Annotated in this window: 10 protein-coding genes; 1 reads left to right on the forward strand and 9 read right to left on the reverse strand. The window is 61.5% G+C overall.

The features are described 5' to 3' along the window. Window positions 1–2: 2 nt before the first annotated feature. Complete coding sequence (locus tag J1G33_RS09005) at window positions 3–338, reverse strand: YceK/YidQ family lipoprotein (RefSeq protein ID WP_032878260.1); 336 nt, start codon at window positions 336–338, stop codon at window positions 3–5. A 206-nt stretch (window positions 339–544) separates the two neighbouring features. Here J1G33_RS09005 and J1G33_RS09010 point away from each other — a divergent pair, with 206 nt between their 5' ends. After that, window positions 545–2,638, forward strand: coding sequence for a TonB-dependent receptor (locus J1G33_RS09010; RefSeq protein ID WP_223017954.1), 2,094 nt, complete (start codon window positions 545–547; stop codon window positions 2,636–2,638). Window positions 2,639–2,686: 48 nt separating this feature from the next. Here the strand turns inward: J1G33_RS09010 and J1G33_RS09015 are convergent, their stop codons facing one another. The 8 genes from J1G33_RS09015 to glnE all read right to left on the reverse strand — a co-directional run bounded on the left by J1G33_RS09015 (window position 2,687) and on the right by glnE (window position 12,801). Next, the gene (locus J1G33_RS09015; RefSeq protein ID WP_223017955.1) at window positions 2,687–4,132 is read right to left on the reverse strand and encodes a lipopolysaccharide kinase InaA family protein; all 1,446 of its coding nucleotides are present in this window, start codon (window positions 4,130–4,132) and stop codon (window positions 2,687–2,689) included. Further along, window positions 4,132–4,884, reverse strand: coding sequence for a lipopolysaccharide kinase InaA family protein (locus J1G33_RS09020; protein ID WP_223017956.1), 753 nt, complete (start codon window positions 4,882–4,884; stop codon window positions 4,132–4,134). The genes J1G33_RS09015 and J1G33_RS09020 overlap by 1 nt, the downstream gene beginning before the upstream one ends. Then, window positions 4,881–5,615, reverse strand: a complete 735-nt coding sequence (locus J1G33_RS09025) for a lipopolysaccharide kinase InaA family protein (protein WP_005784139.1) — start codon at window positions 5,613–5,615, stop codon at window positions 4,881–4,883. Before J1G33_RS09025 ends, J1G33_RS09020 begins: the two co-directional genes overlap by 4 nt. Next, window positions 5,615–6,421 carry a lipopolysaccharide core heptose(I) kinase RfaP gene (gene rfaP, locus J1G33_RS09030; protein WP_223017957.1) on the reverse strand — a complete coding sequence of 269 codons (807 nt, stop codon included), beginning with the start codon at window positions 6,419–6,421 and terminating at the stop codon, window positions 5,615–5,617. Before rfaP ends, J1G33_RS09025 begins: the two co-directional genes overlap by 1 nt. Beyond that, window positions 6,418–7,542, reverse strand: coding sequence for a glycosyltransferase family 4 protein (locus J1G33_RS09035; protein ID WP_005784135.1), 1,125 nt, complete (start codon window positions 7,540–7,542; stop codon window positions 6,418–6,420). The genes rfaP and J1G33_RS09035 overlap by 4 nt, the downstream gene beginning before the upstream one ends. Continuing rightward, complete coding sequence (gene waaC / locus J1G33_RS09040) at window positions 7,542–8,603, reverse strand: lipopolysaccharide heptosyltransferase I (RefSeq protein WP_005784134.1); 1,062 nt, start codon at window positions 8,601–8,603, stop codon at window positions 7,542–7,544. The genes J1G33_RS09035 and waaC overlap by 1 nt, the downstream gene beginning before the upstream one ends. A 1-nt stretch (window position 8,604) precedes the next feature. Then, window positions 8,605–9,639 (reverse strand): lipopolysaccharide heptosyltransferase II, encoded by a 1,035-nt coding sequence (waaF, locus tag J1G33_RS09045; RefSeq protein WP_032878265.1) that lies wholly within the window; start codon window positions 9,637–9,639, stop codon window positions 8,605–8,607. Window positions 9,640–9,861: 222 nt separating this feature from the next. After that, window positions 9,862–12,801 carry a bifunctional [glutamate--ammonia ligase]-adenylyl-L-tyrosine phosphorylase/[glutamate--ammonia-ligase] adenylyltransferase gene (gene glnE, locus J1G33_RS09050; protein WP_078820123.1) on the reverse strand — a complete coding sequence of 980 codons (2,940 nt, stop codon included), beginning with the start codon at window positions 12,799–12,801 and terminating at the stop codon, window positions 9,862–9,864. Window positions 12,802–12,931: the final 130 nt, after the last annotated feature.

Here is a 12,931-nt window from a genome sequence, read left to right on the forward strand (position 1 = left end):
TGTTAGCGCAGCTCGATGCTACCGTCGGCGCTTTGGCGGTAGATGGTGTAGGGCAAGACGAGCGTGTCCAGCACCGCGGAAACCGGCGCATCCAGAATGACCCATGGAATCCCGTTCAACGAGAGCCCACCCGCAGAGTTGGGAGGCCCATGCAAGACGCAGAGGTCGTAAGCTACGCCACTGTAGATTCGCGAAACGGACTGACAGTAGGTTTTCTTGCCCTTGAGGTCACGAACAGTAACGTCATCGCCACGCAGCACGGTGGTCGCCGTGCCGCAGCCTGCAACGATCAACGACATTCCCAGCAACATCAGCAAGCGCAGGATAGGAGTCCACATAGTTGATTCTTCTTTTCGTTTGATAAAGATCGAAAACCTAGCACCACAAAACCAAGACTTCAGGCTTGCGCAGTCGACGCTAAGCGTAGGAAGCGTCCCAATGCGCCAGGCGGTAAGGAGTTCGGCAAATCAGAGGACGAGTCGTTAAACTTGTCACATTTGCACTTACACCCCTTACTTGCGTGCGCTACCCACTCGGCCTTTTCATGACTCCTTCTGCTCCAACCTGCCTTGCCTTACTGCTGGGCCTGTGCAACACCGCCCAAGCCGACAATGCGCCCCTGATCCTGGATCCCAGCGTGGTCACCGGCTCGCGCAGCGCCAGCCCGACGTTCGACCTGCCGTATTCGGTAGACGGCATTAATCGTGAACAAATCAGCAACGGCCAACTGGGCATCAACGCCTCCGAAGCCCTGTCCCGCGTGCCCGGCCTGGTGGTGCAGAACCGCCAGAACTATGCACAGGACTTGCAGATCTCGTCCCGCGGCTTCGGCGCCCGTTCGGCGTTTGGCGTACGAGGCATCAAGCTGATCGCCGATGGCATCCCCGCCAGCACCCCCGACGGCCAGGGCCAGGCCGCAACGTTCAACCTCGACACTGCCGAGCGCATCGAAGTGCTGCGCGGCCCGGCGGCGACTCTGTATGGCAGTAACGCCGGCGGTGTGATCCAAATGTTCTCCCGCGACGGCGAAGGCCCACCGCGCATCGGCGCAGAAACGCTGGTGGGCAGCGACGGGCTGAACAAGAACCACCTTAGCGCGGAAGGCGCGGCGAATGGTGCCGGGTTCGTGCTCGATGCCTCACGCATGGACACCAACGGCTACCGCGACCACAGCAGCGCCCGGCGCGACCAGACCTTCGCCAAGCTCAACTTCCAGCCGGATGACGACAGCAAGCTGGCATTGATCTACAGCAGCCTGGAGCAGAACGGTACGCAGGATCCGCTGGGGCAAAAATGGGACGATTACAAGGCGGACCCACGCTCGGTAGCGCCAACGGCCCTGCAATACAACACGCGCAAAAGCATCGATCATCAGCAACTTGGGATGAATTACGAGCGGTATTTCGGTGCTGCGACGTTGCAGGTCAATGCGTATACCGGGCGCCGCAGTGTGATTCAGTACCTGTCGATCCCGGACAAGTTTCCCAGCGGCGCAACCAACCCTGCTAACGCCCGTGGTGGCGTCGTGGCATTTGACCGAAAGTTCTACGGCGGCTCCATTCATTGGCTGCAACCCATCAGCAGCATACCGGGCGACCTGACAATCATCAGCGGCCTCGATTACGACCGAAGCGAAGATGATCGCCAAGGCTACTCCAACACTTTGAACGGCATACATGGAGTCAAAGGCGCCCTGGGCCGCGACGAAATCGACACCGCCACCAGCGTTGATCCCTTCGTGCAAGCCAACTGGTTACTGGGCGATTGGACCCTGCAAGCTGGCCTGCGGCACAGCACCATGAAAATGCAGGTCGACGACCATTTCCTAAATGATGGCAACGACAGCGGCAGCAAGACTTATCAAAAAAACACACCATCGGTCAGCGTGATGTACGCCTTCACCCCTGACTTGCACGGCTACGTGAGTGCGGGCAAAGGCTTCGAAACCCCCACTCAAGCTGAATCAGCCTATTCAAGCACCGCCAACGGCTTCAACTTTGCTCTCAAGCCGTCTGTCAGCAAGCAGTTCGAAGTCGGCTTGAAGGCCCGTCTAGGTCAAGACACCCGCATCAACGCCGCAGTGTTCCAAATCACCACCGAAGACGAACTGGTCGTGCAACAGGCAAGCGGGGGCCGCACAACTTACCAGAACGCCGGTCGCACACTACGTCGCGGCTTCGAACTGGGTGTTGAAAGCCAACTGAACGAGCACTGGAGCACCAGCCTCGCCTATACCCGCCTCCAAGCCACCTACGACAGCGACTTCGCCAGCGGCGCCAACACCATCGACAAGGGCAACTACCTCCCCGGCGTCCCCCAAACCACACTGTTCGCCGAACTGAACTGGAAGCCACGGGACTGGGTCAGCACGGCCATCGAAGGTATGTACCGCAGCAAAGTCTATGTCGAAGACACCAATAGCCAACATGCCGCACCGGGCTACAGCGTCTTCAACTGGCGGGCACGGTTTGAGCAGAAGGTGGAGCACTGGACCTTTCACCAGACCTTGCGCCTGGATAACCTGCTGGATCGTCAATATGTGGGGTCGGTGATTGTGGGTGACGGCAATGGGCGCTACTACGAAGCAGCACCGGGGCGCTCGTGGTATGCCGGCGCTGGAGCTGAATATCAATTCTGATGTGGGAGGGGGCAGGCCCCCTTCCACATTTGGGTATCAAGTGCCCGCTTAACCCACGATGGTTTTAGGCAACCGCTGATCGATCACCTGATACAACGCACTGCCCTGCGGCCAATTGCGCATAAACCGTGCGCGATCCTTGGCATAGGCCGGTGCGAAGCTGGCAACGGAACTGTGCTGACACATGGCATCCAGATCAATCATCGCCCAACGCCCGTCATTCCAGAACAGGTTATGGCCTTTGAAATCGCCATGACTGATGCGCTCGCCAATCAACTGGGTAAACAACTGTTCCAGTGCGAGCAGCTCGCTCTCAGGCGCATCGCCGTTTTCAACATACGGCGCAAAGCGCTCGATGATGTCCGGCCCCGGCAGAAACTCGGTGACCAGATACGCACGGCTGCGCAGCCATAAAAAGCGCTTCTCCAGCACCGCCAGTGGCTTGGGCGTAGCAAAGCCGAGAAACGCCAGGCGGTTACCCTCGCGCCAGGAATGCCAGGCTCGGCTCGGGCGCCAGAAGCGCTTGAGCCAGTGGGCAAAGCCTTTGATGTTGTAGCGCTTGATCACCAACGGCCGACCAGCCACTTCGACCTTGGCCACACTGGCCGCGCCGCCGGTCTTGTACAGGTGGCCCTGGTCGAGCAAGGCGTCTGCCTGTTCCAGCACCGGTAACATGGCCGTTTCTTCTTCGCGACGAATCGCACGCAAGCCAAAGGCGCCACGCACCACGCTGAACAGCGTGCATTCGCGGCCAGTCTTGTCCAGAAAGTCCTTCAAGCGCCAGGCGCTGACTTTGCGCACCTGCTTTTCCAGGGCTTGCAGCGGCAAGGCGTGCTCACCATTACCCAGCAGGTAGTACACCAATAATTCTTCGGTAAACGGCTCAAGGTTTTTCGGCAGCTGGGCGAAAAACACGCCGAGGTTTTCCAGCACGCGATTGCGCGACAACGGCTTACCCGCCTCCTCGACACAAATGCCTGCACCATCGATCAAGTACAGCTTGCCGTCCTGGCGCAGCAGGTTGTCCAGGTGCAGGTCTTCCTGCCACAGGCCTTTGGCATGCATTTGCGCAATCGCGCCCAATGCTTCGGCGAGCACGGCGGTTTGTTCGTCCGCCAACGGCGGCAGATGTTCGACGGCGTGCCACGCATCGGCCAGGCTTTGGGCGCCCTCGATAAACTCAAACAGCAGCCAGCCGCCCTCGCCGTCCTGCAAGCCATCGGCCAACAACAACGGTGTGGTCAGGCCTTGCTCAGCCAACAAACGCACACCCTTGAGTTCACGCTGAAAATGCCGCGCCGCCTTGCTGCCAACCAACAATTTGGCCAATACCGGGCGACCACGCCACACTGCCGCGCCCACGTAGCGCTGCCCGGGCAACACCCGCAGCAGGCTCAGCAGTTGCAACTGCCCCGAACCTGCCGCATCCGCCAGATCGATGGTCAACGGCAGGCTGGGGCTACGGCCGGCATTTTTCAGCTCGGATAAACGCATCAGCGGTTCTCCTTGTGGCTGCGGCGTGCGGTCAGGCGCTGGTGCCAAGTGGAGACCAGGTCGCTGTCCTCGGGCTGCTCAAGATACGCCGCCAGCAGCTGGCGCACCTGCGCGTCCGACCATTGGGGCGCGCGACGCAGCAGCGGTTCCAGGTCCTTGACCCGGTCACGCCAGCCAAACAGCAACGGACGGGTTTTTTCCAGGTCGATCAGCTGCGCGGCATAACCCTCAGCGGTGGCCTGCAGGAAAATATGCTTGGGGTAAAAACAGCCATGCACCTGCCCGACGCTGTGCAGATGACGCGCCAGCTTGCCGCACGCCGACAGGATCGCACTGTGCTGGGCGACGCTCAATTGCTGCCACTGCTCCAGCAACGAATCCAGGTCGTTCCAACCATCCAGAGCACGGGTAAGCAGCATTGCCCGGCGCTCGCCCTCGACCTTGCGCTCACCGAAGAACGCCGCCTGCAGAGCAGGGATTCCGAGCTTTCGATACAGGCTGATATTACGGAACTCGCGCGCAAAACTCGGCTCGCCAAGCGGCCGGTGCAAGGTGCGCGTCAGGTAGTTGCTCTGGCGCTTGAGGTAATAGCCCTGCCCTTCAAGCTCCAGGCGATACACACTGCTCCAGCCGCCGTGACTGGTATTGGGCTCGTCCACTGCGTCCAGTTGCTTGGCCCACAGGGCGTCAAACGTCGCCAGACCGTTGCGCTCAAGCAAGGCTCGGTCTTCGGCCGCCAGGAAGTCACTCATTCGCGTCCCTCAAAAAACTTCACCACGTGACGAATTCGCCGTTTGTCCGACGCCGACAAGTGCGTGCGCTGGCGGTATTGCAGGTAGAAACGCAGGCGCTGGGTGGCCGACAGGTGATATTTGGCGACCTTATCCAGGCAAGCCAAGTCCTTGGTGATGCGGTACTTGAGCCAGAAACCACGCCAGAAATCACCGTTGGGGCAATCGATCAGGTACAGGGTTCGTTGGTCGTCCACCAGCAGGTTGCGCCACTTCAAGTCGTTATGAGTGAAGCGGTGCTCATGCATGGTGCGCGTGTATTCGGCGAGCTGGCGGCTGATGCCATCGACCCACCGGGGGTCTTTCAGGCGTTCGTCATTGCGCTCGGCCAGCACTGACAAGTCTTCCGTCTTGGGCAGCTCGCGGGTAATCATCGCGCCCCGGTTATAAGCCAGGCCCTTGCGGTCCAGGCCCCAGGCGACGACATCAGCCGTCGGGATGCCCCACTTGGCGAAACGCTTGAGGTTCTGCCATTCGGATTTCACCCGCGGCCTGCCCAGGTAACGGCGCAAGCCTTTGCCGGCGCCCACGTAGCGCTTGACGTAATAATTGACCCCGCCGCGCTCGACCCGGATGACTTCCGACAGCGGGTCGCGGGTCAATCGCTCGCCTTGCAAGGCAAATACCGCCTCCAGGCTTCCAAAGTCATCCGCCAGGGCGGCATAGGCAGGTTCCAGGTTCCAACCCGCCATCAGAGCGCATCCCCGTATCGTTGCTTGCGCGCGTAAAGCTTGGCGGCCATGCGCTCAAGCTCAGACAGCAGCGCAGCTTGCTCCGCCAGGATCTGGCGCAACGGCTGCTGGAAGTACGTCTTGAGAAAGCGCAGCTTGTCGCGCTGGGTCAGGCCGATCTCCAATGCGGAGTAATACAGGCCGGCCAGGTCCTTGTTACGCCAGCGCAGTGGAGTCGTCGGACGCACCTGCGCACGGTGCAGGTCGATCACCGACAATTTCAGATTGTCGACGGTAATGGGCTGGTCCGTGTGCAACAGGAAATGGCAGAGGTAGCAGTCGCGATGGTTCACGCCACCGCGGTGCATCGCGCCGACGGTGCGCGCCAGCTCACGGGTCAAGGCGTGTTTGATGGCCGGCACGGGCGGTTGCTTGACCCAATCGAGGGTCAAGTCTTCCAGGCTGATAATCGGCGTCAGTTCCTGGGTAATGATGAACGAATGCTGGTCGGCCGGGTTGCTGCCTTTTTCGCCAAAGGCCACGGCGGTCATGGTCGGCACGCCCAGCGCTTGCAGGCGCTGGATCGCCAGCCACTCCAGGCCTGCGCCCAGTACCGGCAACTTGGCCGTGACCAGGTTCTTGAGGATTTCGCCCCAGCCAATGCCACGGTGAATCTTCACAAAGTAAGGCTGGCCTTCGACCACCGTACGCAACGTACGGCGAGCGGCCAGCTCGCGGAACACCTGGCCTTGCAGCTTCTCGACCTCGGCGAACGCATCGCGTCCGGCCCAGAGGGTCTTGAAGGGTTCGGCTAGAATCAACTTCATCGGTTTGGCTCCGCCAGAATCAGGTCCGCAGCGTACTGCGGCATGCTATAGAGGTCGGCCGTCTCGGCGAAGGCCAGACCATTGCGACTCCAGGTCGCACGCGCGTGTGGATCGTCGAGCATATCCACCAGGTACTGGTTGAGCTGGGCTTGCTCGAACGGCTCGTCCAACACCCGGCCGCTCTGGGCCTTGTCGATGTAGAACGCGTAGCCACACACCCGGCTCACCAGTACCGGGAGGCCGGCGACCACCGCTTCGACCAGCACCATGCCGGCCGCCTCGTTGTACGCAGGGTGAATCAGCAGGTCGGCGCCCAGCAGGAAACGCGGGATATCACTGCGGCCCTTGAAGAACTGCACCTGATCGCCCAGGCCCAATGCCGCACTCTGCAATTGGAATACCTTGGGGTCGTCCTGACCGATTACAAACAGTCGGGTGCGCTTCTTCAGCTTGGAAGGCAAGGCGGCCACGGCCTTGAGGCTGCGGTCGACGCCCTTGGTCTTGAAGCCCGAACCGATCTGCACCAGCAACAGGTCGTCCTCGGCCAGGCCGAACTCACGACGAAACTCAGCGCGGATTTCGGCCGCGTCAGGCGGAGCGCGCCGGTCGCGGGCAATGCCCGGCGGCAGCAAGTGGAAACGCTCGGCCTGGGTGCCGTAATACTGGGTGAACAACTTCTGCTGATGTTCGGACAGCACCATGATTTGGGTCTTGGCGTCCTTATCGAACACCGCGCGCTCGTATTCGGCGAAGTGCCGGTAGCGCCCGAACCAGCGGTACATGGGATTGCGCAGGTTTTGAGCCTTGTCTTCGAACACCCCGTCGGCGGCAAAATACACATCCAGCCCCGGCATCTTGTTGAAGCCCACCACGCGATCCACCGGCCGCTTGGCCAGGTCGGCCTGGATCCAGGCATACAGCTTTTCATTGCGACGGTGATTGACCAGCGCCTTGACCGGCGCCACCAGTACTTCGAAGCCGGGTGGGATGTCGCCTTCCCAGATCAGCGTATAGACACGAATCTTGTGGCCGCGCTGCTGGCACTCCAGGGCGATGCGCATGAAGTCGCGCTGCAAGCCACCGAAGGGAAAGTACTTGTACAGAACAAAAGCCAGTTGCATCAGTGCTGCTCCTCAGCCAGTAACAACGTGCTCAGCCGGCTTGCTACACGCTCAGGATTCAAGCGCGTGAAGCACAGGGGCGACTCACGCTTGATGTCGAACCGCCGCAGGTCGTCGGCGGTAGGTTGATAGGTACACTGCTTTTGCAGGCACGGCGCACACGGCCAGTCGCTGGCCAAATGGATCTGGCCCTTGCCGTAAGCGCCAGTAAGGCCCGGATTGGTGGGGCCGAACAGGGAAATGGTCGGCACATCCAGCGCTGCCGCCAGGTGACCGAGGCCGGTGTCCACCGCCACACAGGCGCGGGCGCCCGCCAACACGCCGGCCACGCCCGCCAGGTTGAGTTTGGGCAGCACTTCGGCGTTGGGCAGGCCTTGGGCCAGGCGCTCGGCCCGAGCCTTTTCGGCGGCGTTACCCCACGGCAATTTCACGTCCACGCCCAGGCGCCCCATGCGTTCGGCCAGCTCACGCCAATAGGCTTCGGGCCAGTGCTTGGTGTCCCAGGTAGTGCCGTGCAGCAGCAACACAAAGGGTTTTTTCGGCGGCAGGCCCAGCAGCTTTTCAACGCTCAGGCCATAGTCGCCCAAGCCTTTGGGCAGGTCGTAGCCCAGGGCCACGGCGAACAGTTGGCGCAAGCGCTCTACCGCGTGTTGCCCGCGGGCCACGGCCAGGCGTCGTGAATAAAAACGCGCAGCGATCGGCTCACGGGCCGAGTTTTTATCAAAGCCGGCCACTGGAGCACGCACATAGCGGGTCAGCCAGGCGCTTTTCAGCAGGCCCTGGGCGTCGATCACCAAGTCATACTTGGTCGACTGCACGGCCTGCTTGAAACGGCGCCACTCGCCGCTCTTGATGGTTTGCCAAAGGTTCTTGCGCCAGCGGCGAATCGCCACCGGGATCACCTTGTCCACCGCCGGGTGCCAGGTCGGGATTTCGGCAAAGCCTTCTTCCACCACCCAATCAAAGCGAATGCCGGGAATCGCCCGTGCTGCATCGGTCAACGCCGGCAAGGCATGGATCACATCGCCCAGGGATGAGGTCTTGACTACCAGTACCCGCAACTCAGTGAACCTCGACCACATCGCCCTGCAACCGCTGCAAGGCATCGGTTACCGGCTGCGGCAGCAATTGGCGCAGGCAGTTGTAGTGGCCGAAGCGGCAGGTGCGATCAAAACACGGGCTGCAATCCAGGCCCAGGCGCACCACTTCGACCTTGTCGGCCAAGGGCGGGGTGAAGCCTGGGGACGTGGAGCCGTACACCGCTACCAGCGGGCGGTTCAGCGCCGCCGCCACATGCATCAGGCCGGAGTCGTTGGACACCACCGAGTCGGCGCAGGACAACAAGTCGATAGCCTCGGCCAGGGACGTGTCGCCACTGAGGTTCACCGCCTCTTCGCGCAGGCCGGGAATCAGGCGCTGACGAATATCTTCACCTACCGAATGATCGTTCTTCGAACCGAACAGCCACACCTGCCAGCCTTCGCGGATCTTGGTCTCGGCGACCTTGGCGTAATGCTCCGACGGCCAGCGCTTGGACTCGCCAAACTCGGCGCCAGGGCACAAGGCCAGAACCGGCCGATCAAGGGTGAGGCCGAACTTGGCCAGCGCCGCATCGCGGGTCACCGGGTCGATCTGCAAGCTGGGCCGCGGGTACGGCGTGGGCAATTGCGTGCCGGGCTCGTAGGCCAGGGCCATGAAGCGCTCGATCATCAGCGGGTAGCGGGCTTTATCCAGGGTGCGTACGTCATTGAGCAGCACATAGCGAAACTCACCGCGCCAGCCGGTGCGCTTGGGGATGCCGGCAAAAAAAGGCACCAGCGCCGACTTGAGCGAGTTGGGCAACAGGATCGCCTGGTCGTACTGGCCGGCCATGGATTTGCCGATGCGTCGGCGGGTCGCCAGTTCCAGGGCACCGTGGCCGAGCGGAAAGCTCAAGGCCTTGCGCACCTCGGGCATGCGCTCCAGGATCGGCCGGCTCCACTCAGGGGCGAGCACGTCGATCTGGCAGTCTGGATAGCGCTGGCGCAGGCACTGGAAAAGTGTCTGTGCCATCACCATGTCACCGACCCAACTGGGCCCAACGATCAGAATATTCATGTAGTTTCCACAAACGATGCGGGGAGGCTTATGCCTCCCCGCCTCGATAATGACTGTAGATCGCGGCGCGCCAGGGAGCATCTTTATGTGGGAGCTGGCTTGCCTGCGATTGCATCACCTCGGTATCACTGATAAACCGAGGCGCCTGCATCGCGGGCAAGCCCGGCTCCCACATTAATCCGCATCCCATATAAAAATTGGCGTCGCCCAATCAGTCGAGTTTCAATTTAAGCCCAGCGCTTGCCAGATTCGCATCACCTGTCGCCGTTCGTCGGCAAACTGGTCCCCGGCGACCGTGCCGGCCTCGTTCTGCAAGGCCTGGCGGTGGGCGGCGGAGCGGTAGGCCTTATATACCTCACGCAGCAAATGGGCATCGGCGGCGGGCATCAGCCCGACCTGCTCAAGGCCCTCCAGAATGCGAATATTGTCGGTGTAGCGCAGCAACGATGGATGTTGCGCAGACCACGCCAAAGCCGCGTATTGCACCATAAATTCAATATCGACGATACCTCCGGCGTCCTGCTTGAGGTCGAACACCGCCGTGGCCTCGAAGGCATTGGCGCCCCTGCCGGCCGCCGTGGCCTTGGTACCCAGGTTATCGCGCATCTTGGTGCGCATCTCGCTGACCTCCTGGCGCAGCTTCGCCAAGTCCCGTTCACGCCCCAATACGTTGGCACGTACCTGCTCGAATGCATGGCCCACATCCTGGCTGCCCACCAGCACCCGTGCGCGGATGAGCGCCTGATGTTCCCAGGTCCAGGCTTCATTTTGTTGATAGCGATCGAAGGCGCCCAGGGAGCTCACCAGCAAGCCGGATGCGCCGGAAGGTCGCAGGCGCATGTCCACTTCATACAGCTGGCCGGAGTTGGTCTGGGTGGTCAGCAGGTGAATGATGCGCTGGCCCAGACGCGTGAAGAACTGCGCGCCGTCAATCGGCTTGGCGCCATCGGTCTCGGCCTGGGGGTCGCCATCGTGGATAAACACCAGATCCAGATCCGAACCATGCCCCAGTTCGATGCCGCCGACTTTCCCATAACCGACAATGATGAACCCAGGATCGCACAGGGTACCGTCCAGGCGCTGCGGCGCGCCGTGGCGGGCGACAGTCTGGCGCCAGGCCAGGGCCAGCACTTGCTCAAGAATGGCTTCGGCCAGCCAGGTGAGGTAGTCGCTGACTTTCATCAGCGGCAGGCTGCCAGCGATTTCCGAGGCCGCGACTCGCAGGCGGTGCGCCAATTTAAAGTGACGCAGGGCCTCCATTTGCTGTTCAAGGTCGTCCTCGGGAATGCGGGTGAGGCGCTCGCGCAGCTCGGCAGCCAGCTCCGGCGCCAGCGGCGGCTTGAACAGGCGGCCCTCGTTGAGCAGCTCATCGAGCAACAACGGGAAACGGGTGATCTGTTCGGCGATCCACGGGCTGGCGGCGCACAGGGTCAGCAGGCGACGCAGCGCATCCGGGTTCTCGGTGAGCAACACCAGATAGGCCGAACGCCGGGCGACGGCCTCCACCAACGGCAACACGCGCTCCAGCACCAGGTCCGGGTTGGCGTGCTCGACCGCCTGGGCCAGCAGGCGCGGAATGAATGCATCCAGACGCTCGCGCCCCAGCCGCTGCATGGCACGCAACTGCGGGCTGCCACGCAGGCCGGCCAAGGCCTTGAGGGCTTTGGGTGCATCGGTGAAACCGCCCTCGGCCAATTGACGGCATGCGGCGTCGTCATCCTGGGATTCCTCCCACAGCGGCAACCACTCACCACCGACGACCAATTCACTTTCTTCGCCTTCTTCTTCATCAGGGTCGGCAATCACTTGACGAAAGTGCCAGTCCACGCGGCCACGCCAGTACATCAGGCGTTCGTGGAACGCAGCCCAGTCGCTGAAGCCCAGCATGAAGGCGATACGCGCCTGATCTTCGGGATTGTGCGGCAGCATTTGGGTCTGGCGGTCGGCAATCGCCTGGATGGCGTGCTCGGTGTAGCGCAGGAATTCGTAGCCATTGCGCAGTTCGGTGATCACCGCAGCCGGCAGGTAACCCTGCCCCTCAAGCGTACCCAGCACGTTCAGCAGTGGGCGTTGTTGCAGGCTGAGGTCGCGGCCGCCATGAATCAGCTGGAACGCCTGGGCAATAAACTCCACCTCCCGAATGCCGCCTGAGCCCAGCTTGATGTTCTCGGCCATACCCTTGCGCCGTACTTCCTGCTGGATCAACTGCTTCATGGTGCGCAGCGCTTCGATGGCGGAAAAGTCCAGGTAGCGGCGGTAGACGAACGGGCGCAGCATATCGAGCAACTGCGCGCCGGCCACTTGATCACCGGCCACTACGCGCGCCTTGATCATGGCGTAGCGTTCCCAATCCCGGCCCTGATCCTGGTAGTACTGCTCCAACGCGTTGAAGCTGAGCACCAGCGCACCGGCCGAGCCGTAGGGACGCAGGCGCATATCCACACGGAAGACAAAACCGTCGACCGTCATAGGATCAAGGGCCTTGATCAATTTTTGACCAAGACGAATAAAGAATTCCTGATTGTCCAGGGAGCGCTTTACCCCCACCGTCTCGCCGCCTTCGGGGTAGGCAAAAATCAGGTCGATATCCGACGAGAGATTCAGCTCCACCGCACCGAGCTTGCCCATGCCGAGGATGACCATATGCTGCGCCTCACCGCTGCGCCGCCCGGTCGGCGTGCCGAACTGCGCGCAGTGGCGCTGGTACAGCCATTGGTAGGCCTGGTCGATGCTGGCGTCGGCCATGTCGGAAAGGTCGCGACAGGTTTGCACCAGGTCGGCCTGGCGCGTCAGGTCGCGCCAGATGATGCGCACCTGCTGGCGCGTGCGCTGGCGGCGCAGCACGCGGCCCAACTCATCTTCTGTTTCGGCCTGTTGCACGGCGCCGGCAATCTGGCTGCACAGCTCACCGGGCGCAAAGCTGCGGTCCAGCTCACCCCAGGCCACCAGTTCGAGCAACATCAAAGGGTCACGAACACTCTGTTCAATGACAAAATCACTGGCAGCGCACACGCGGGCGAAGTCGGCCCACCGTTGCGGCGTCCACGCAGAAAGGCCATGATCGTCGTCCAGCGCGGCCACCGCGTCACGAAATGACTGCTCGGCCCGCTGGGCATAAGGCAAGAGAATGGCCGGCAGTTCGGCCAGCGTTGGAAGGCTCATGGTCTATCCTTGATCGGCGTGTAATTGGCGTGTAGTTGTGAACGCAAGAGCCATGCTCGATGAAGGACTGTCGAACAAAAGTTAGAAATAGCTGAAATTAAATTAATCTTGGCAGGCAACATCAAACTTT

It is taken from the genome of Pseudomonas sp. P867 (assembly GCF_019891455.1).
In the GTDB taxonomy this organism is placed as follows: Bacteria; Pseudomonadota; Gammaproteobacteria; order Pseudomonadales; family Pseudomonadaceae; genus Aquipseudomonas; species Aquipseudomonas synxantha_A.

What these genes read in the sequence shown, in the direction of transcription:
- rfaP (WP_223017957.1), bottom strand. Translation starts at nt 6,421, where the DNA reads ATGAAGTTGATTCTAGCCGAACCCTTCAAGACCCTCTGGGCCGGACGC.
- waaF (WP_032878265.1), bottom strand. Translation starts at nt 9,639, where the DNA reads ATGAATATTCTGATCGTTGGGCCCAGTTGGGTCGGTGACATGGTGATG.
- J1G33_RS09035 (WP_005784135.1), bottom strand. Translation starts at nt 7,542, where the DNA reads ATGCAACTGGCTTTTGTTCTGTACAAGTACTTTCCCTTCGGTGGCTTG.
- J1G33_RS09025 (WP_005784139.1), bottom strand. Translation starts at nt 5,615, where the DNA reads ATGGCGGGTTGGAACCTGGAACCTGCCTATGCCGCCCTGGCGGATGAC.
- J1G33_RS09020 (WP_223017956.1), bottom strand. Translation starts at nt 4,884, where the DNA reads ATGAGTGACTTCCTGGCGGCCGAAGACCGAGCCTTGCTTGAGCGCAAC.
- J1G33_RS09015 (WP_223017955.1), bottom strand. Translation starts at nt 4,132, where the DNA reads ATGCGTTTATCCGAGCTGAAAAATGCCGGCCGTAGCCCCAGCCTGCCG.
- glnE (WP_078820123.1), bottom strand. Translation starts at nt 12,801, where the DNA reads ATGAGCCTTCCAACGCTGGCCGAACTGCCGGCCATTCTCTTGCCTTAT.
- J1G33_RS09010 (WP_223017954.1), top strand. Translation starts at nt 545, where the DNA reads ATGACTCCTTCTGCTCCAACCTGCCTTGCCTTACTGCTGGGCCTGTGC.
- J1G33_RS09005 (WP_032878260.1), bottom strand. Translation starts at nt 338, where the DNA reads ATGTGGACTCCTATCCTGCGCTTGCTGATGTTGCTGGGAATGTCGTTG.